General features: G+C 70.0%; 17 protein-coding genes. 7 read left to right on the forward strand and 10 right to left on the reverse strand.

Annotated elements, in window-relative coordinates; genetic code table 11:
- Nucleotides 1-213 precede the first annotated feature (213 nt).
- Genes ACFYO8_RS00190 through ACFYO8_RS00205 form a run of 4 tightly spaced genes read left to right on the forward strand, consistent with a single transcriptional unit; the run spans nucleotide 214 to nucleotide 2551 of the window.
- The gene (locus tag ACFYO8_RS00190; RefSeq protein WP_387256565.1) at nucleotides 214-357 is read left to right on the forward strand and encodes a hypothetical protein; all 144 of its coding nucleotides are present in this window, start codon (nucleotides 214-216) and stop codon (nucleotides 355-357) included.
- Nucleotides 354-923 (forward strand): hypothetical protein, encoded by a 570-nt coding sequence (locus ACFYO8_RS00195; protein ID WP_387256566.1) that lies wholly within the window; start codon nucleotides 354-356, stop codon nucleotides 921-923. Before ACFYO8_RS00190 ends, ACFYO8_RS00195 begins: the two co-directional genes overlap by 4 nt.
- A 9-nt stretch (nucleotides 924-932) precedes the next feature.
- The gene (locus ACFYO8_RS00200; RefSeq protein ID WP_387256567.1) at nucleotides 933-1238 is read left to right on the forward strand and encodes a hypothetical protein; all 306 of its coding nucleotides are present in this window, start codon (nucleotides 933-935) and stop codon (nucleotides 1236-1238) included.
- Nucleotides 1235-2551 (forward strand): hypothetical protein, encoded by a 1317-nt coding sequence (locus ACFYO8_RS00205; protein WP_387256568.1) that lies wholly within the window; start codon nucleotides 1235-1237, stop codon nucleotides 2549-2551. The genes ACFYO8_RS00200 and ACFYO8_RS00205 overlap by 4 nt, the downstream gene beginning before the upstream one ends.
- 1153 nt (nucleotides 2552-3704) lie before the next feature.
- On the opposite strand, the gene ACFYO8_RS00210 is transcribed toward ACFYO8_RS00205, so the two are convergent.
- From ACFYO8_RS00210 to ACFYO8_RS00255, 10 genes are all read right to left on the reverse strand, one after another.
- Complete coding sequence (locus ACFYO8_RS00210; RefSeq protein WP_387256569.1) at nucleotides 3705-4793, reverse strand: hypothetical protein; 1089 nt, start codon at nucleotides 4791-4793, stop codon at nucleotides 3705-3707.
- Nucleotides 4790-6856, reverse strand: coding sequence for a methyltransferase, FxLD system (gene fxlM, locus ACFYO8_RS00215; protein ID WP_387256570.1), 2067 nt, complete (start codon nucleotides 6854-6856; stop codon nucleotides 4790-4792). Before fxlM ends, ACFYO8_RS00210 begins: the two co-directional genes overlap by 4 nt.
- 9 nt (nucleotides 6857-6865) lie before the next feature.
- Entirely contained in the window at nucleotides 6866-8152 is a 1287-nt protein-coding gene (locus ACFYO8_RS00220; RefSeq protein WP_387256571.1) for a lanthionine synthetase C family protein, read from the reverse strand.
- Nucleotides 8149-11256 (reverse strand): lantibiotic dehydratase, encoded by a 3108-nt coding sequence (locus tag ACFYO8_RS00225; RefSeq protein WP_387256572.1) that lies wholly within the window; start codon nucleotides 11254-11256, stop codon nucleotides 8149-8151. The genes ACFYO8_RS00220 and ACFYO8_RS00225 overlap by 4 nt, the downstream gene beginning before the upstream one ends.
- A gap of 98 nt (nucleotides 11257-11354) precedes the next feature.
- Complete coding sequence (fxlA, locus tag ACFYO8_RS00230; protein ID WP_210942429.1) at nucleotides 11355-11513, reverse strand: FxLD family lanthipeptide; 159 nt, start codon at nucleotides 11511-11513, stop codon at nucleotides 11355-11357.
- A 124-nt stretch (nucleotides 11514-11637) separates the two neighbouring features.
- Nucleotides 11638-12474, reverse strand: coding sequence for a hypothetical protein (locus tag ACFYO8_RS00235; RefSeq protein ID WP_387256573.1), 837 nt, complete (start codon nucleotides 12472-12474; stop codon nucleotides 11638-11640).
- Nucleotides 12475-12577: 103 nt separating this feature from the next.
- Nucleotides 12578-13177 (reverse strand): GNAT family N-acetyltransferase, encoded by a 600-nt coding sequence (locus ACFYO8_RS00240; protein WP_387256574.1) that lies wholly within the window; start codon nucleotides 13175-13177, stop codon nucleotides 12578-12580.
- A 20-nt stretch (nucleotides 13178-13197) separates the two neighbouring features.
- Nucleotides 13198-13860, reverse strand: coding sequence for a GNAT family N-acetyltransferase (locus tag ACFYO8_RS00245; protein ID WP_387256575.1), 663 nt, complete (start codon nucleotides 13858-13860; stop codon nucleotides 13198-13200).
- 14 nt (nucleotides 13861-13874) lie between these two features.
- Complete coding sequence (locus ACFYO8_RS00250; protein ID WP_387256576.1) at nucleotides 13875-15368, reverse strand: APC family permease; 1494 nt, start codon at nucleotides 15366-15368, stop codon at nucleotides 13875-13877.
- A 38-nt stretch (nucleotides 15369-15406) separates the two neighbouring features.
- Nucleotides 15407-16144 carry a GPP34 family phosphoprotein gene (locus ACFYO8_RS00255; RefSeq protein ID WP_387256577.1) on the reverse strand — a complete coding sequence of 246 codons (738 nt, stop codon included), beginning with the start codon at nucleotides 16142-16144 and terminating at the stop codon, nucleotides 15407-15409.
- Nucleotides 16145-16221: 77 nt separating this feature from the next.
- Here ACFYO8_RS00255 and ACFYO8_RS00260 point away from each other — a divergent pair, with 77 nt between their 5' ends.
- The 3 genes from ACFYO8_RS00260 (at nucleotide 16222) to ACFYO8_RS00270 (ending at nucleotide 19076) form a co-directional block, all read left to right on the forward strand.
- Nucleotides 16222-16518, forward strand: a complete 297-nt coding sequence (locus tag ACFYO8_RS00260) for a hypothetical protein (protein WP_387256578.1) — start codon at nucleotides 16222-16224, stop codon at nucleotides 16516-16518.
- A 621-nt stretch (nucleotides 16519-17139) separates the two neighbouring features.
- A complete protein-coding gene (locus ACFYO8_RS00265; protein WP_387256579.1) occupies nucleotides 17140-18375 on the forward strand; it encodes a helix-turn-helix domain-containing protein in 1236 nt (411 codons plus the stop codon).
- Complete coding sequence (locus tag ACFYO8_RS00270) at nucleotides 18372-19076, forward strand: creatininase family protein (protein ID WP_387256580.1); 705 nt, start codon at nucleotides 18372-18374, stop codon at nucleotides 19074-19076. Before ACFYO8_RS00265 ends, ACFYO8_RS00270 begins: the two co-directional genes overlap by 4 nt.
- Nucleotides 19077-19816 lie beyond the last annotated feature (740 nt).

Raw genomic sequence — 19816 nt, forward strand, 5'->3', positions numbered from 1 at the left:
CATGATGACGCTGCGGCGGGAGGGCGCGCTCCTTGAGGGCCTGCATTGCCCGATCACGGTGGTGAGCACGATCATCCCGGGAGGACCAGTCCAGTGATTCCCGGCTCGCGTAAGCCCTCCGATCTCGATTCGACCGGTCCTGGTCACGACGTGGATGTCTACTCGCCAGACAGGTCGGTTCGTATCGCGGCGTCAAGGCGGGGTGATATCGCGGTGGAGGTCGACGGATTGCACCGGCACACGGATGAGTCGTTGGCCCGGCAGGTGCGTGCCGTGGCCAGGGTGGCGCTGGCGTCACTGCAACGGCCGGCCGGTGACGAGGAGCCCGCGGTGGACGAGCAGCGGTCTGGTTGGTGAGCGGGCAGATGAACAGGAGGGTGCTGGCCGTCGTAGCCGGCGCTGTCGTCGTCGTTGTCGGGTTACTCGGCGCGTGGCGGTGGGGGCCATTCAGCGACGACGAGGTCGTGCCCTCGTGCGGTGAGCTGACGAGGGCACTGCCGGGCGTGGTCGAGGGGGAGTGGACCCTGACGCGTACGGAGCCGAAACGCGAGACCAGCAAGACGGTGGTTACCTGCGAGTTCGACTTCGCGTCAACCGACCGGTCTTTTCAAGGCAAGATTGCCGTGAGTCTCACCCACAGCGACGACGAAGCCGACCTGCGCAGGACCGCGACGGAGGGCCCTTGTCACGGCGAGACGGTCCCGTATCCGAGTGCCGCTGACTACCAGGTCGCGCGCTCGTGCTGGGAGAGGATCAACGACAAGGTCTTCGCGGGCGTGTTCGCGGTGACCGATCATCGGTACGCGCACGTCTACGCCGACTTCGCCGGCGCCGGTGCCCCGCCCGAGCAGGTCGTCGCGTACGCGAACACCAGCGCGCAGCGCATCACTGACCGGGCGATCACGCTTAAGTCCGCCGACTAGGAGCACGCAGTGGGCAAGCTGGAGCGCTACTTCGACGACGTGGCCCGGATCAGGGCCGAAGGTGTCTCGGCCAACGGCTGGGTGACGGTCGTCCGCAGGCACGACGGTGAGCTGAAGGTCGACATCCGGCCCGGCATGCTGCGCCGCTGCACCCCGGACCAGGTGGCGTCGGAGATCCGCGCGGCCCTGCTCGCCGCCGTGGCCGATCACCGCCGGCAGTACCGACAGCTGCGCGTGGACTACTTCGGTTCGCCCGTCGGCGTGGAACCGTTCACGCCCGTCGAGCCGTCGCACGGGGAGAGGCATCGATCATGACCACGGACACGTCGGCTCTACGGGTCGAGTCGCGCGCCCTGGTGGCCTTCGGTAAGGAGCGCTACGAGGACGCCGTCACCTACAGCGCCATGCGCCGCTACCTCGGCGACGTCGGTGCGATCCCGGCTGCGGCCTGGGGCACCCTGGAGGGGATCTCCGACAAGCTCAACCGGGACTGGGCCACGGCGTTGGGCAGCCGGATGTCGGAGGCCACCATCGCCCGGAACGAGATGGAGCGCATCGCCGACGGGCTGATGCAGATCGCCGCCGACTACGAGGGCACTGACCTGGACGTCGCCACCGACTTCGACGTGTTCAACCGGGATCTCGGCCCCTACCTGCCGCTCGGCGACGGCTACGGCGGCAGCGTGCGGGTACGGCCGGGTGGCGCCGGGATCCTCTCCCAGCCCCACGACCGTCGGCTTCCCGACGACCAGCCGGTGGTGGTGATCCCGGAGGGCAACGACCGGTTGGGCGCCACCCGTAACGAGCGGTTGCCGCGTACGCGGGAGGTGGAGGAGCCGATCACGATCGGCAGCAGTGACGGCAACAACCTGGGCTTCACCGGTGGTCGGACCACGCACTACGAGAACGGGGAGGGCGATCAGCTCGACACGTTCATCCACGAGCACCGGGACACGCTGCTGCAGCTGGAGGCGATCCTGATCGAGCTCGGCACCGGCCAGCGGCTTCCGTTGACGGATCTGATGGTGCACGCGTGGCGGTCGGCGCCGAAGGTGATCTGGAACCGGGCCGACCTGCTGCACTCCGCCGCCGGCACGTACGCCGAGCTGCGCGCGGAGATGGACGGCGAGCTGAAGAACCTCAAACTCTACTGGGACGGCAGTGCCGCGCAGGCGTTCGGCCAGTACGCCGACCGCGCCTCGGCCTACCTGGTGCAGCTGGAGACCCAGACGCGGTGGCTGGCCGAGGAGGGTAAAAAGGCCGCCAGCATGCTGGAAGGACTACGCAACGCGTACGCGGGGCTCGGCTACCAGCACATCGGCAAGCTCATCGACGCGCTAAAGAGCTACATCGAAGCGGTCAACGGGCTCTTCTCGTCCTGCTCGAACCCCGAGGCGGCCCTCGTCAAGGCGGTGACGACCTTCGTGAACTTCCTGCTGGACGCGGAGCGCCGACACGTCGAGGCTATGTCGGATCTGATCAAGATCGATGAGCAGGAACGCAAGGAACGCCCCGACCTCGGCACCCGAGGGCACAACACGACGCCCTTCCCACAGACCGAGGTCGGCGGCAACGCGTGGCTCGACGGAGGCAAGTGGAACCCTCGCCCGGATCGGCCATCGGCGTGATCGTCGTGTCGCAGCGCGGGTTGCAGAGGCTTGGCTCTGCCTGTGTCGACAAGCCAGACGCCCGCCACGGCTTTGTCGCAGCTACTCTAACGGTGGCATGGTTGTGCGAGGACTGACGACCGGGGGCACCCGTGCCTAGGGAGCTTCGGCTGATAGCGGGCGTCAGCTTCAACGCTCTAATCAGCACAAATGCACAACCGCCGGACTGCTGCAAAATCCGCCTCAACCGAGGCCCGGAAAGCGGCTCTGACCTGCGACTTAAGGTTCGAGTCACTCATCACCCCTGGAGGGATCGCAACCGGGTGCTGGGCCACACCACCCGCCCGAGGTCGTTGGTCGCTCATCACCCCTGGAGGGATCGCAACCCGCATGCGGCGAGCCGGCGATGCCAGTTGTCGTGATCCGCTCCACGCGTCGCTCATCACCCTGGAGGGATCGCAACACGGTCCTGAACGCCGCGTGGGTGGAGTGCCAGCCGGTCGCTCAATACCCCTGGAGGGATCGCAACGCGCCGTGCCACTCGTGGCCGCAGAGGGCGTCGAGGTCGCTCATCACCCCCGGAGGGATCGCAACACGTAGCCGACCGCGAAGAGGGCGATCATGGCGTCGCTCATCACCCTGGAGGGATCGCAACTCGTAGCGGGGGCGATCAGGTGCAGGATGGCCCGCTCGTTGCTCATCACCCTAGAGGGGTCGCAGCTCGAAGGCTCGCCCGGAGTACGCGGGCAGTACGACGCATCACCCCTGAAGGGATCGCAACCCGAACGGGTTCTCGGTGCGGCTGATGACGCTCGCTCATCACCCTGGAGGGATCGCAACCTCATCCGCGCGAAAGCCTCGGGGCTCTCGCCGGCGGTCGCTCATCACCTGAAGGTTCGGGTCGCTCATCACCCCTGGAAGGATCGCAACCCGGTCAGCGAGTTGATGGCCTGCTCGATCCACGCCCGTCGCTCGTCACCCCTGGAGGGATCGCAACGCGGGAACAGCGTGGTCGTCAAGGCTCACGCGCCATTCGTCGCTCATCACGCCTGGAGGGATCGCAACAGCGGGATCGACCGGGTGGCCGTGCCGTCGACGTCGAGTCGCTCATCACCTCTGGAGGGATAGCAAGGAGTTCAGTCCGGGGAGATCGCAGGCGCTCGATTCAAGCCGCTCACCATGCCTCAGCGATCGCAGCGCGACAAGCGTCGAGGATGCCGTCGATGCGTTCCCGCGACCAGGCCGGAAGTGAGACTAAGATCAACCCGCTGGCCGATACGGTGTTCCTGAGTTGGGTGGTGTGCCAGCCGTCAAGGGCCGCCATGAGGCCTTCGTGGAGGAGAACTTCGCGAGCAGCGTAGGCGTCACCGGAGCCGACCGCTCTGGCAACCACTTCCGAAACAAGCTTGGGCAAGATTCGCTGATCCGCTCCGGTCGACGCGTCGATGAGCGTCAAGCCCAGCCGAGTTTCGAAGGCAGCTAGGCCCTGCGCCGGCCGTAGACCGAGGTAGCCCTCCAACGCGAGGTCCAAGTTCGCACGCGAAGACCTGTCGCACAGGTATGCCAAGCATTGGGTGACCACCTCCTCCCACGGCTCACCCCGAGCGGTTCCGGCCACCAGCGCTCGAGCAGCCTCCAGATCACCCGCCGTGACATGAGCAATGACCGCCACCTGACGTCCGTCGAGCATTCGCCGGCCGATGCCACGGTGCCGCTCAAGATGCGCGTACGCCTCGCTCCACCGGCCCGCACCAGCCAGCGCACGGGCGCCCTCCGCCACGAGCACGCTCCACAGCCACTGCCTCACCTCGCGGTGGTCGTCCTCGCTGCGAGTCAGCCGGCTCGCCGGCAGGGTCTGGCCGTCGATCACCGTGTCCGTCCGTGACGACACCGCCTCGAAGAGGCTCGTGAGGAGGTAAAGAGCGGCGTCGCCGTCGCGGTCACGAATGTGCAGCCGGGCGAGATTGACCAAGGGCTCCAGCGCATACCGCGCCGCCCGCGCGTCCAGAGGAACGGCTTGCAGGTACGCGGCGGCGTGCTCGTGGCACCACCGGCGGGCCAGGTCCGGCTGGCCGCAGTCAGAGGCGAGCAGTGCGGCCTGGTTGAAGACGGCCGACGCCGCGGCTCGGTCGTGCTCTCGCGCGGCGCGTCCGGCCAGGGCGCACAGGTCATCGACGCGGGCGGCCAACGGCCCGGCGATGGGCCGTGGCCGCGCGACCAGCGGGAAGCGCCGCAGCAGCGCGCTGTCCGGCTCCACGTTCACTGCCAGGTGACGGTGATGGGGTGGTGCGGCCGCGGAAGGACGAAGCATCCGACCGAGGGGTCCGCCTCGACAGGAGCGTCGGGGATCTCGAAGCGGACGGTTTGGGAGCGGTAGGTGGCGTTCCAGGTGCGGATCTCCTCGCTGACCTGGTGCGCGAGACCTGCGCCGTCCGGGCCGTGACCGATGACGCCGACCTCGTACAGTTTGCTGCCGTCGGGTCTGGTCGGCGTTGGCCTGATGGTGAGGTAGGCGAGGTCGGCGCCGTGGGTGGTGGCCATCGCGCCCCAGGGGAACATCGGGGTGACGGCGCCGCGTTCGGTGGCTGCGGGTTGGACGTTCATGCGCATGATGGCGTTGTCGAGGCGGCAGGCCAGCCAGAGGTCCATCCACTCGTACGGCACCATCGGCGGGAAGAACACGTCGGTCCAGATCTTGCGCCGCTCGGTGTCCAGCACGCCGACCAGCGCCGCGGCGTCGACGTCCTGCTCCTTGTGCACCTGCAGGATCACGTCCTGCTCGGGCGTGATCGGCACCTGCCGGCGGGCGTCATCGCCGATGCCGCGCAGCGGCATGAAGACGGCCAGCTCGCTGCCCTGGTCGCGCCACCCGCCGTCGTACCGCTCGAAGATGATCGAGCGGGAGGCGGCGCCGCGCAGGCGCAGCGGTACGACGAGTCGCCCGTCCGGAGCGAGCTGCTCCAGCCAGGCGGTCGGAGTTTCGTAGGCGCCGACCGTGGCGATGATCCGGTCGTACGGTGCGCCGTCGGGGTAGCCGAGCGCTCCGTCGCCGAGCACGACGTCGGCGGTGGTGACGCCGGCGGCGGCGAGGTGTTTACGCGCTCCGTCGACGAGGTCTTCGTCGACGTCGATGGTGACGACGCGTCCGTCGTCGCTGGCGAGGACGGCGAGCAGGGCCGCGTTGTAGCCGGTGCCGGCGCCGGCTTCCATGACCCGGTGGCCGGGTCGTACGTCGAGTTGTTCGAGCATCATGGCCACGATCCGCGGCTGTGACGCGGCGCTGATGGAGGCGCCGCGGCCGTCGGTCTTGGTGTAGACGGGCGCGTCGGCGTAGGCCAGCTCCAGCGGTACGCCGGGCAGGAACAGGTGCCGCGGGGTGGCGCGCATCGCGGCCTCGACGCTGGGCGTGCGGATGATGTTCTCGGCGCGTAGTCCGTCGGTGAGCGCGGCGCGCAGGTCGGCGGGTTCGCTGGTCACCCGGTCGACGCTAGTGCTCGTGGGCGTGGGTTCTGAGATCGACACGATGCTCCTCGTGGTGTGGTGGAAGACGTTGCGGACCGCGAGCGCGGCGAGGGTGGACTGGTCGTGGACGGACAGGCCGAGCCGGTTGGCGTGGAAGATGACGTGGTGGGCGATGACGGCGCGGAGCCCTCGTCGGAGGTATCCGCGTCGGGCGAGGTCGGCGAGCGCCTGGCCGGCGGTCTCGAACGCGTTGAGCCACGGGCCGTGGCCAGCGAGGGGCCCGCCGGCCTCGGGGTGGGCGAGGCTGCGCGGGTCGATGGTCATTAGTCGGTCGATCACTCGGGTCAGTTCGGCGGCCCGCTCCGGTGTTGCCATGCCGGGGGAGGGCCGCAGGTCGGCGACCTTCGCCCAGGTGTCGCCCTGCTCGTACCAGTCCAGGCCGGCGCTGCGCATCAGGACGCTGCAGAGCAGGACGGCAAGCTCACGTCTTCCCAGCATGGTGGTGGGAGGAGGGCCGAGTAGCAGGTGCCGGCTGTCCTGATGGAACAGCTCGTGGGCCACCCGCATGCCGGCTGGTCCGCCGAAGGCGAGGGTCTCCGGTTCGTAGACGCCTCGGGTCCAGTTGGTGATGCGGTCCTCGACCGCGAGCATCTCCAGCAGGTCCTCAACCAGGTGGGAGGTCAGGTCGTCGGCGAGGTAGCGCCACCTCCAGGTGGGGTACTTCCGGACGTACCACCACCCGTGCAGGATGCCCTCGTCCTGTGCGGCGGCCAGCGCTGGCGCCAGAACGGAGGCGGCGACGTCCTCGGCCGCGGCGGGGTTGGGGAACTCGACGGTGTACTGCCGCCAGGCGGGCGTTGGCATTCGACGTCCTCACGTCTGGGGATAGGTGACTGGGGCGGTGAGCAGGCAGCCGTCCCAGGAACTGGCTGTCGGGCCCGCGCTGCTGTAGTTGAGGGCTGCCAGGGCGGCGCCGGCGGCGCCTTCGAGCAGGCCGGGGCCTGCGGCGACCAGGGCGGCTGCGGTATGTCGCGGTCCGGCGTCGTGCGGGTCGAGCGAGCCGAGAAGCCGGGGGATTGAGGCTCTGAGCTGTCGGGCGGTGTCGGGCAGCGCGTCGGAGGCCACCCGTTTCGCGATGTGTGCCAGGCCGGCGTGGCCGTGGCAGAGCGACGGGTCGGTGGTCGCCGCGAGCTGGCGCGGATCAGCGAGAGCGCGTACGAGTGCGTCCTCGGCCGCGGCACGGCGGACCCGATCGTTCAGGGCCAGGGCGGCGAGCTGCTGGGAGCGCGCCAGGCCGGCGGTGCCGTAGCACCAGGACGGCCGCTGCGCGCGGTGGGCCGCGGCGCGGTCCGCCCGGAGCTGCAGTCTGGTGAGCCAGTACGGCCAGAGGGGACCGGCCGCGGAGTCGTGGCGCCACCGGTCGAACCAGGCGCAGATCCTCGCGATGGCAGCGGTCTGCCCGTCGACGACGATGCCGCGCAGTGCCGCGAGCGCCAGTAGCGCCAGAGGGCCGGCGATGCCGTGTGCCACGCCGTTGTTTCCATGGCCGCCCGGGAAACGGGAGTTGGCGCGGCCGGAAGGCCCGCTGCCGGTCCACCAGCCTGGTAACACCTCGCTGCCGACGTGCAGGGGCTGCGTCAGCCGGACCAGATACCCGAGTACCGCGGGCAGTTCATCGCCGTCGGGTGCTCGGTGGAGCAGGTACGCACCGACCCCGGCCAGTCCTCGGATGGCGTCGAACTCAGCGAGCGCCGGTAGCTCGCCGACGTCGATGCGGGCGTGCGCGGCGGCCACGCGTCGGCGGACGTCGGTGGCAGTCGCCCGGTCGAGGTCGTCGAGCGCGCGGGCGTAGGCGCCGGGCTGGTGGGTGGCGGCACAAGCGAGGACGTGGGTGATCGCGGGTGCACCGTGGAAGGGGTGGCTGTCGGGTCCCGTCGTTACCGGGCCGCTGGTAGCGGTGGCGAGCCAATCATGAGCACGTTGCCAGGGCCTTAGCCCTGCCGCTGCCAGCTCCACGTGCAGCAGGGCGATACCGGGTACGCCGAGGGCGAGTGACTGTCGCCACCAGGGTTGCCGGGTGGGCAGTCGGGGGTCGTCGGGGTGGGCGAGCAGGTCCGCGATCGCGACGGCGAGTTCGTGGCCTTCGTACGGGAGGGTCATGGCCGGCTCCGGGCGAAGTAAGCCAGGGCGGCGGCGCGGGCGAGGTAGCGGCACTGGTCCTCGCCGTCGAAGTCGATGCCGACCGCGCGGATGTGGTGGGCGTGCATGAGGGAGCCGAGGACGTCGTCGCTGTTGATGCCGTCGGTTTCCGGCCCGAGTAGGTGGTTGCGGTAGGCGGCGAGGGCGACGTCGCGGTTCTTCCAGGCGTCCACGATGGCGGTGCCGCCCGGTGCGGCGCGCAGAGCGGCCCAGTCGTCGCCGGGGTGGGCGAGGCGGACGGCCTCGCGGAACAGCGGTCGCTCGACCGGTTGCGGCGCGGTCGCGGGCACGTGGTCGACGAGCCAACGCATGCCGGCATCGACGCTGCCGGTGTAGGCCACGGCGATGGCGGCAATCTGCGCGGCGGCGAGTGCCTGCCGGCTCGGGCGGACGGGTTGGCGTAGTTGGGTGAGGACGGCGTGGGAGTCGGCGATGAAGACCGCCTCGGCGGCCCGCATGGCGGCGCCGGATCCCCACCGGCCGGTCTCCGGGTAGGAGGTGGCGTACCCGATCTCCCGGAGCAGTCCGCGGCGGCGTAGGTCGTCGGCCCATGCGCTGACGCGCTGAGCGGCCGGTCCGAACGCCGCCGGGTCGGGCAGGGCGATGCGAAGGCGGAGGTGCTGGTCGGGGTCGCGGAACCGGAGGAACCAGCACTCCGGCGGCACGTCCCACTCGGCGAGCAGTCGGGGCAGGTGCTCGGCGAGCAGCAGATCCTGGCGGCGAATGTCTCCGTAGAGCTTCGCGAGCAGCAGCGGGGAGGCGCCGGGACTCAAGCCCTGGTCACGGCTGACGGTGCGGGCTGGGGTCGGTGTGGGCAGGGTCGGCCAGGGCGGTGGTTCCGTGGCGTGAAGCGTGAGGATGACCTCGTGTGCCCGGCCGCCGCACCAGCCGAGGTTTTGCGGGGTGGGTGCCTCCACGAGGACCGCTTGCGGTGCGGTGAGCAGGTGGGTGCGCAGCAGGACGCGGTGTGCGGACTCGTCGAGGTCCAGCGGCAGGCGTCGGTCGGCCTCAACCAGCTGCACCAGGCGGGGTAGGCGCCGGCGGGTCCGCCACCGGTCGAGGGCGTCGTCCCAGGCGTACCAGGGTTGCCGCCGGTCGGGCAGCTCGGCTGCGTCCAGTCGCCAGGTCGCGGGGGCGAGGATCGCCCGCCCGTAGCGGATGCGCGGCAGGAACGGCAGCTTCGCGCGGGCGGCGGCGCCCCAGTCGAACGCGGTGACCTGGGCGCACTGGGCGCGGCCGAGTTCGATGAGGAACCGGGCCAGCGGCGGGGTGTGGGTACGCAAGTTGAGCGCGTGCATGCTGACCGCTTCGATGCGGTGGCCGCGGTCGGGCGCTGCGAGGTACATGCGTCGGCCGTCGCAGCCCATCGCCAGGTCGTCGACGGTGAGGACGGCCCGGTTCGGGCGCCGGTGCTCGGCCAGGCTGATGACCGTGGGAAGCACCTGTCTGGTGCGGGTGACGTGAGCGGTTGTGGGGTCCAGCGGCGGGAACGACATCTGGGCGGGCGCCGTGTCGCGGTCTGCGGTGGGCACGTCGGTGAGGCCGGCGGCCAGCTTGGCCGCGTCGACGGGTCGCAGCACGCTGAGGAATCGGCCGGTGAGTCCGCCGGCGCCCCGGGACACGGAGGTGACCTCGACGGTGAACCGGCCGCGCGCCAGGTCCGCCTCGTCGGCGGCGTGCAGACGGACGCTCGCCTCCAGGTGCGGAGGCAGCCGCAGCCGTGATGGCCCCAGCTCCAGTTGCGCGATCAGCGCCTCGTCGAGCAGCACCTCGTCCGTGCCGTCCACCGCCGCGCGCTGGGCGAGGGCGAGGAGTAGCTCGTCGCGGCGGGACAGGGGTGAGCGTGGCTCGTCCGCCGGGGTGCCGGGGTAGCCGTCGGGAAAGCCGATGCCGCTGTCCGGGTCGACGACGTCGCGCACCGGCACCAGCGAGCCGATTCCGTACCGCTCGTAGAAGCGCTGGTGGTAGGCCCGCCATGCCGCGGTGCCGTAGGGGTGGGCGCTGAGCCGGGTCAGCGCCAGCGCGGCGCGTTCCACCTCCCGGGCCACCTGATCGGGCAGCGTGACCGACGCGTCCAACCGGAGATCCACCGCGAGCGGCTCCTGGTCGGAGATGCCGAGTTCGCGCATCCGGGCGGTCACCTGGGCGCGGGCTTCGCGGCCGTCCGCGCCGTGGGTGGTGCGGTGGCGGCGCAGCGCGGTGTGGATGTCGTGCAGGGCGCGGACCAGGTCGGCGACCGGTGCGATGCCGCCGGCATCGACGTCGTCGAGCTGGAGCAGCAGGTACGCCAGGGCGTCGGGTTCCGTGCTGGGCGCGTGCAGGCCGGTGATCAGGGCACCACGGGTGGTCAGCTCGGCGAGCATCCCCTGGACGGTCGCCGGTGCGGCGTGCGGGAACGCGGCACACAGCTGCGCGGACAGGACTTCGACACGGATCGGGGCGTGGGCAGCGGTGATCGCGGCGCGGACCGGCGCGCTGTACCGCAGCGACACCTCCACGGCCGTCGTACCCTGCGGCCGGGCGTGCGGCTGGTAGGGCAGGACGAGCCGGTCGTCGCGTACCGTCATGGTGTTGTTCGCGACCACCGGGAGTCGGGCGACCAGGTCCGGGCATCGTTCCAGGTGGGCGATCACGTCGGCGAGCCACGCGGCGTCGGCCCGGGCGATGGCGTGGTGGGCGGTGCCCCACCGGGTCGGCGAACGTGATCCGAACACGGCGGGCGCCACGCCGGCGAGGAGACCGAACGGGGTCGGCCGGCCACGCAGGCGCTGGGTGTAGCGGGCAACGGCCTGGATCACCCGCCGGGCTTCCCGGACGGTGAGGGCGTCGCCGACGCACATCCTGTCGACCTGCGCGGCGAGTACGGGGCTGGCGTGGCTGATCGCGTCCACGATCGTCTCGTTCGTCCACACCTGCCGCAGCCACGCCACCCAGCCGGGGATCAGGGCATCGCGGGGTTCGGTCAGGTCCGGCCACGGCGGCAGGTCGATGTCGGGGTGGGCGGCCGCGCGCACGAGCGCGGCGTCGGCCGACCGGTAGGCCGGGGAGCCTGTGGGAGAGCGCACGCTGCACCTCGGGGGATGTCGGTTGGGGGCGCCGGCCGGCGCGGAGAGTGGGGGCGTGTTGCCGCGCCGGCCGGCCTTTCCGGGGGAGGGTCCGTCGGTCAGGCGACGTTTGTGGTGCAGGCGGTGCAGGTGCTGCCGCAGCCGTCGTCGGTCAGGTTGACCAGGCCAGCGACGTCCGCCACCTCCAGCAGGCTGACGTCCAGGTCGAAGTCCCCGCCGTCGGCGGCCGTGCTCTGCTCCGCGGTGCTGGTGGACATGTCTTCCTCCGATCCGAGATCTCCCCGGGCCGCGGTGACCCGAGGTGGTGCCGGGTGGCCGCGTCCCGGTGACGCGTCACCCCTACCGCCCGGTGCGGGCGGAGCATGAAGGGCCCTACCGCCGTCAGGGCTGTGCGCCGGCGCGGGCGGTGTGGCCGCGTTCGAGGATGAGGACGTACGAGAACAGGCCGGGCCGCCGTCCGGTCAGCCGCTCGTCGGCGGCGAGGATCTCGCCGGTGCGCGGGTCGACCAGCAGTTGCGCCGTCGATCCGCCGGCGGTGACCGTGAACGTCAGGCCGGTGCGGCCGGCGAGATCCTTGGACGGTCCGAGGTACGCGATGCCCGGCACGGCCGCCAGGACGCGCAGGCTCGTGGCCCGCTGCTGACGGTCGAGGTACTGGCTGCTCGCGAGCGTGGCGACGCCGTTGACGAGCATCCGTGGGTAGGCGGGTTCGGCGGCCAGCTCCCGGGGCGCCAGCGTGTCGGCCAGCGCGCCCGGCTGCGTTGGCAGCGGCTCGGGCAGGTAGGGGTGAAGGCTGCCCGGCAGGCGCGACGCCGTCGTCTCAGGTGCGTGCGCGAGGCGGTGTTGGTCGTCGGGGCGGGGACGGTGGTCGAGGCCCGGCAGGTCGGGCAGCCGCCGGGTGGTCTCGCGCCCGGATCCGTCGGCTTCTCGGCGCCACTGCCGCAGGTCGGTGCGGGTGACGGCGTCGGTCGCCCGGGCCCAGGCCTGCGTGTGCAGGTAGGTGTAGGGCAGGTCGATGGTGCCGTCGCCCTGGGCGGCGGCGACGGTGTCGGCGAGCGCGGTCAGCCGCTGCGCGGGGGTGAGGCCCGGGCCGGTGGCGGCCGTTCGTTTGGGGGCGGGGCGGCTGGCAAGAACCGGCGATGTCGTGGAGGCGGGTGTCTGGCCGGCCGGGGTGCTGGTCTGGCAACCGGCGAGCAGCACGCTGCCAAGCAGGCTCACCGCGACACGGCGGACAGGAACAGTCGACGTGACCATGGGAAGTGGTTCCTCGCTTTTGTTCAACCGGGCTGAGCTCGTGCACGGCGGGTCGGTTGTAGCGCGGTCAGGCGCTGCGAGCCGGTAGGGCCCGATGGGCGGCGACCGGCCGGGCTGGGCGACGTAGCGGCCAGAGTTGCGGTCCGCCGGGTAGGTGCAGTGACAGGCCAGGTCGGTAGCCGTGGTGGTGCAGGAAGTTGCGGGCGTGCGTGGTGGACACCATCGCGTCGATCGGAATCCCGAGGCGGTCGACGACCTGATGGTGGCGGGCGAGTAGGCGCGTGGCGATGCCGAGCCTGCGGTGGCTCGGCGTGACGTACAGCCAGGCCAGCCAGTGGTGCGGTGCGGCTGATCGGTAGCTGTTGACCAGGGCGCTGTAGTGGCGGAATCGGGGCAGCGCAGGCTCGGCGACGGTGGCCAGATGGTGGCGGGACAGCAGGTCGTCGTCGGGGTGGTGACGCCAGATCGCGATGCCGGTCATGTCCAACAGCACGTCGACGGTGCCCCATTCGACGGCATGGTCGACGTCCATCGCCAGCAGCTCGGTGAAGACGGCACGCCGCTGGTCCGGGTCGCGCACCAGCCACTCGGCAACCGGGTCGTACATGACGGACCTGGCCAGTTGCGCGGCGATCGTGGCGACGTCCCCCGGCTGCACCGGGCGCACGCCAGCACTCGGCGCGGGACTCACCGCGCCCGCCGACGTGGCTGCGGCTCGGTGATCGGAAATGCTGCCGGCCCAGCGGCGCCGGCCGGCCCGCGCCACATCCGCCAGATCATGGGCCCGCTGGTGGGCAGGACCAGCGGCGGCCCGGCACGATAGCCGAGCCGCAGATACAGCCGGCGGTTGCGCATGCTGCTGGCCTCCAGGTAGGCGGGCAGGCCCAGCGCGTCGAGCCGGCGGTGGTAGCTGCCCAGCAGGGCGGCGCCGATGCCGCGGCTCTGCTGGTCGGGGCTTACCGCCACGTACGCGAGGTAGTGGTGGGGTTCGCGGGGGTGGAACGCGTCGAACATGGCCTCGAGGAGCGTGAACTTCGGGGCGTACCGGCCGGTGGCCGCCTCCAACGCCGCCTGGTGCTCCGGCGGTGCCGAGGGTGCGGGTTCGTGCCGGGGGTACCAGATCGCGACGGCGGACCGGTCGGTGGTGGTGTCGACGTGTCCGTGGTCCAGTCCGTGACGCAGGGCCAGGGCGAAGTACCGGTGGTAGACGGCACGGCGGTCGTCGTGGTCGGGGACCAGCCAGTCGGCGACCGGCCCGTCGAAGAACGCCTCGACGAGTACGGAGACCAGACGGACGGTGTCGGCGGAAGTGGCGCGACGAATGGTCACGCTGGTGCTCGGGGCGGTCATGGTGGCCTCCTTGGTCAGACCGGTTGGCGGAAGCTGTCGGTGTGGCGCAGGAGCACGGTGGCGCTGTCCGCGCCGAGGCCGATGGCGTCATAGACCTGCGGCCGTGTCGCGCGCAGGATCAACGCCCACGCGATGCCGGCGAGTGCGGCGACCGCGTAGGCGGCAGGGAGGAGCCAGCGCAGCGGTGAGCGCGCGTCGACGCCGAGGAGGATGTCGAACTCCCGCAGCGTGGCGGCGAGGAACCCGGTCAGCGCGAGCGTGGCGAGCAGCGGCGCGACGAACGGCGGCCACCAGCCCTCGCCGTGGGCGATGCGGGCGAAGAAGCCGATCACCGCGGCGGAGGTGACGGTCATCAGGACCAGGACGCCGAGGCCGCCGGTCACCGTGACCCAGAAGAACAGGTGCACGATCGGATCCGCGCCGGCCATCGCGTACCCGATGAGGACGGCCATCGCGACGGCGCTCTGCAGTATCGAGCCGACCTTCGGGGCGCCGGTGCGGCGGCTGGTGCGGCCCAGCACGCTGGGCAGGACCCGCTCGCGGCCGAGGGCGAACAGGTATCGGGCGACGGTGTGGTGGAAGCTCAGCAGCGCGGCGAACAGGCTGGTGATGAACAGGATTCGCCCGACGGTCACGATGCTGGAGCCGAGGTGCTGGGAGACCAGGTTGAAGATGAGGTCGGTGCCGTCGGCGCGGGCCGCGTCAACGATCCTGTCGGGGCCGGTGGCGACGGACATCGCCCAGGCGGACAGCCCGTAGAGCAGGCCGGTGGCGGCCACCGCGATGTAGGTGGCCCGGGCGACGGTCCGGCGCGGGTCACGGGTCTCCTCGGAGAACACCACCGTGCCCTCGAAGCCGACGAAACCCGTGATGGCCGTGACCAGCGCGGCGCCGATACCGGCGGCGAGGATGTGCGACGGGGCGAGGGTGTCGAAGGTGACCGACCCGCCGGCCGGGTGCCCGACCATCACCGCGTCGAAGACCAGCGCGACCGCGCACTCGGCGACGAGCATGACGGCCAGGACCTTGCCGTTGAGGTCGATGCGCAGCACGCCGAGCACCGCCACCACGGCCCACCCGATCAGGGCCGGCACCCACCAGGTGACGTGCAGGCCGTACTGGTCGCGTAGGAACGTCGCGAGGACCGCGCCGAACCCGCCGTACAGGCCGATTTGCATGGCGTTGTACGCCACCAGCGCGACCATGGCCGCGCCGACGCCGGCCGGGCGGCCGAGCCCTCGGGTCACGTAGGTGTAGAACGCGCCGGCGTTGACGATCCGCCGGGACATGGCCACGAACCCGACCGCGAACAGCGCCAGCACGGCGGCGACGACGAGGTACGCCACCGGAATGCCCGGTACGCCGGTGACCGCGTAGCCGGTGGTCGCGCCGCCGGCGACCACGGTCAGCGGCGCGGCGGCGGCGATCACGAAGAACACCACCGAGGGGATCCCGAGCCGGCCACGCGCCAGAACCTCGGAAACGGTGTCGGGAGTCGAATGCGACATCAGATCTCTTTCACGAAGCGGGGATGGGTTGGCTGTCGTCAGGAGGTGCGGTGGCTTAGGACCGCGCCGCCGACGACGCTGCCGAGATCGGCGAGCAGGTCACGCAACGGCGGCCACGACTGCTCGACGAGCTGCCGAAGGTGCGAGCGCACCGCCGGCGACGCGCCGTCGAGCAGCGTGGTGTCCAGCTGGGTGTGCAGCGCCAGGCCGGCCAGGGCGAGGTCGACACCGCTCAGGCCCCTGCCGTTGCGCAGGTGCTGCGACAGCCGCGCCGACGACCAAGCCGCGGTGTTGATGTCGGTCGGCACGTACAGGGTGCGCTGCCGCCAGAGCCGGCCTGCCTGCTCTGGGCGCACCAGACCCGACTGCCACATCCGTTGGGCGACCTGCTCGTAGGCGGACGAGCCGAGGAAGGCCAGCCATACCCGGGTCGCCGTGTGCTGCTGCTCGGCCGCGATCCGGTCCAGGACCAGGTGCTGCAGCCAATCCTGCGGCGGCCGGATGTCCCTGACCTGGACGTGTCCGCGGTCGAACGTGATCCGCCCGCCGTAGTACAGCTCGATGAGCAGCCCGGCGGCCAGACCGTGTGCCAGCGCCGAATCGAACAGCCGCGGTCGGCCGGTCCGGTCCTCGTGGCACATGAAGAAGAATTCGTCCGCGATCCGGCCGGTCCGCGCAGCGGCGGCGCCGCTGGGCGCCGGTCGGGGGACCGGGACGGGCTCGGAGCGGACCTGTGGGGCGGCGTGCTCGTCAGCGGCGCCGAGGGCTGGATTCACCGCAGCCGGCCTTCCTGAATCGTGGCGTTCGCAGGGCCAAGAAGCTGGAGCCGTACGAGGAGACGACGGCCCCCGGGATGACGGGGAAGTTCTTCCAGAGCCCACTCGTTCTGACGACACGCGCCGTCGCGGCACTGGAAGCAGGCTCCGCCGTCCGCGTGATCAAGCACGGTTCGACGGGCCGCATCGAACCGGTCAACGGCGCGGTCACTCTCCTCGGCGCCGGTCACTGCGCGGGGTTCGGACATGGCAGCGGGGCAGCGGAGATGTGCAGGGCGGACCGAGGCACGCTCGGGCCGGTGCGGTTCGGCTTGTCACGGAGGCTGCTGAGCATCGCCGTGCCGTCGATTCCGAACGGCGCGAACGGCCAGTGATCCTGCTGAGGGACGAACCATTTGAAGCGTGTCATCCCGTCACCTCCTCGTGAGGGGTGCGCGCCCGGGCCTCCTGGCTCCGACCGCGCATCCCGGCCGATGGATGCAGGGACCGTTCGCACACCGGAGAGGTAGACGGCCCTGCGCTTGCTGATGCCTGATCAGCCAACGAGAGTCGGACCGGTGTCGGAAAGGGTTGGGGTTGGATCTATGACACTGCGCTGACAGGCCTGGCTAATCGATCAAGTGGGCCAGTTCCTGGAGGTGAATGGCATCGTCGATGAGACCGCTACGACGCTGGCCGCCGCGTTGATTACCAGGTCGAGCGGCAGTTGAATGTTGGGAGATTGTCGGAATCCGCCGACATCCCTTACCGACATCCGCAATGACGAGATCCCCTGAAATCCGTCACGAGCCTTACCAGCAGTCGCAGCTCTTTACGGGTCACTCCGATGCGGCTGAGCATCATCCGCCACGACCTCGGCAGGAGCGTCATGAGGCCCTCCGCTTCCAGCCGGAGCGCTACGCTACTGGCAGGCTGCTGAGCCCTGGTTCGATTGAGGGGCAACGCCGTTTACCGCCGACCTATGCCATGGCCGATGAGAAGGGCGTCAGGTGTCGATGAGTGACGTAGACGGTTGGCGGACGCTCGGCGTTCGGCTGGCGCAGCTGCGACGAGCCGCCGGCTACAACCAACACTCCCTCGCACCCCTGACCGGGTACGCCCGCAGCACGATCGCGAACGTCGAGACCGGACGCCAGAAGGCGCCACGTGAATTCTGGCAGCGCTGCGACGAGCTGCTAGGGCGAGATGGTTCCCTACTCAGCCTCTACGACCAGGCGATGCGCCAAGAGCAGGCTCCGCCGCCCATGCCTGACGAAGCGGAGCTCGGAGCAGCCGACGCGCAGGCCCCGCCCGCCGCTGGGCTGATGACGACGGCGAGCCCGGTTGACCCCGCCATAGTGCCGCACTGGATGAGCATGCTCCGCATCCTCGCCGCATCCCATGACGCGTTCGGCCCTCGTCGCCTCCATGACGTCGTACGGGGCGAGCTGAACATCATCCGGAGACATCGCGCGGGCGCCGCCGGGCAAACTCTGCGGGAGCTGCTGCGGGTCGAGTCACGATGGGCGGAGTTCGCCAGCTGGACCGCCGATAACCTCGGGGACAGTCAGGACGCGGCGTACTGGCTGCGACAGGCGCTGTCGATGGCTCGAGAAGCCGGCGACGGCAGGATGGCGACCTACGTCCTCATGCGGCAGGCGCAGCGTGCCGTTGAACGAGGGGACGCCGCCCAAGCCACTGCCCTGGCGGAGTTCGCCAGCGCCCGGAAGGAGCCCACAGCTCGTGACCGAGCGCTGTGCGCTATCCGCACCGCCCAAGCCGCCGCGCTCGCCGGGGAACGAGCCCGCTGCCACACCGCGCTGCAGAAGGCCCATTCGCTGGTAGAAGCCGCCGAAGGCCTCGACGACTCAGACACCATCGGTCGGCACTGCACCCGTACCTACGTGCTGGCGTACGAAGGACAGTGCCATCTCATCCTGGGCCAGGCAAAGCAGTCCATCGGTGTCCTGGAGACTGTCCTCAATTCCTGGCCATCTGCCTATCGGCAGGACGAAGGCCTCGCCCGTACCTGGCTCGCGACCGGCTACGTGCATGTCGGTCGCGTCGACGAAGCTGCCGAGCAGGGCGAGAAGGCGCTCACCATCGCACTCGACGCAGGATCCCTGCGTCTGATCAAAGCGCTGGACCGCGTGAACCACGAGCTCGGCTCGCGGTGCGTGACGGGTGAGGCGCAGCATTTCCGCGATCGACTTGCCCTTGCGGATCAAGTGGCCGGCAGAATGGGCGCGTGAACCTTTGGACCACAGCAACGACCACGGAGGCGGCGCGCCGCGCGGCATCAGTAGCCATTCTACCGGTCGGTAGCTTTGAGCAGCACGGTTCCCATCTCCCTCTGGCCACCGACACAATCGTCGCCAGCGCGATCGCCGCAGCCGTTGCCGACCGCTATGACCTGCTGCTACTCCCACCGATCACGATCTCCTGCTCGCACGAGCACGCCGCGTGGCCGGGAACAGTCAGCATCTCCGCACGCACACTTGACGCGATCATCATGGACGTCAGGGAGTCGCTTCAGCACTCAGGCGTGGAGCGCCTTGTGATCGTGAATGGTCACGGCGGCAACTACGTGCTCTCGAACGTTGTGCAGCAGGCCAACGTTGCCCGGCCCCAGCTCGCGCTCTTCCCGAACCGGGAGGCATGGGAGGTCGCGTGTCAGGATGCCGGCATCGTTAGCTCCCTGCACGACGACATGCATGCCGGAGAAATCGAGACCTCCGTGTTGCTCGAGGTGGCACCGGAAACTGTGCGTGAAGGATATGACCGGGAAGACCACGTGGCCGAGCACCCGCACCTGCTCACGCTCGGCATGCGCGCGTACACCGAGTCGGGGGTGATCGGACGACCCTCTCTCGCGTCGAGTGACAAGGGGCGTCTACTCCTCGCTAGCTTGACGGCCAGCTTTCGGGAGACGTTGGAGTGCTTGAACAAATAGTCAGTCAGGGCCACCTGGCGTCGCAATCAGTGACGTTGGCTAATTGGTTCCCGATAGTCGGTTCGCTTCCCCGCGAGCTGCGATCCCTCCAGGGGTAATGAGCGGCCGGCTGGCCCGGTTCTCCCCGGCTTACGTCGCTCAGATGTTGTGATCCCTCTAGGGGTGATGAGCGAGCGGTGCACCGCGAACGCATGGGAGATGCTCGTTCCGCTGCGATCCCTCCAGGGGGATGAGCGACCATTTGGGAGTTCGCATGTCCAAGATTTCCGAGCAGCTGTTGCGATCCCTCCAGGGTTGATAAGCGACCCAGGCACTGGGTGTGGTCGTCGCCCCGGCAGTGTCGTAGCGATCCCTTCAGGGGTGATGAGCTACGACCTGCTCCTCGCCGACGAATTCTTCCTGATGGCCCAGTTGTGATCCCTTCAGGGGTGATGAGCGACGTGTCGATCGACATGCTTTACGGCGTGAAGACGCTGTTGCGATCCCTCCAGGGGTGATGAGCGACCTGGGACCTCAACGAAGAAGCCACCCGCAAACACGCGTTGCGATCCATCCAGGGGTGATGAGCGACCTGTCCGTGTGGCTCCAGGCCGAGAACACCTCCGCGGTGTTGTTGCGATCCCTCCAAGGGTGATGAGCGACCGGTATTCCGGTGCGTGGGCTGCGGCGCGTGGATGGCGTCGCGATCCCTCTAGGGATGAGCGAAGTCCGTATGGAACTGCTCGCCGCGCTTCTGTATG

It is taken from the genome of Micromonospora sp. NPDC005257 (assembly GCF_042872445.1).
Taxonomy (GTDB): Bacteria; Actinomycetota; Actinomycetes; order Mycobacteriales; family Micromonosporaceae; genus Micromonospora.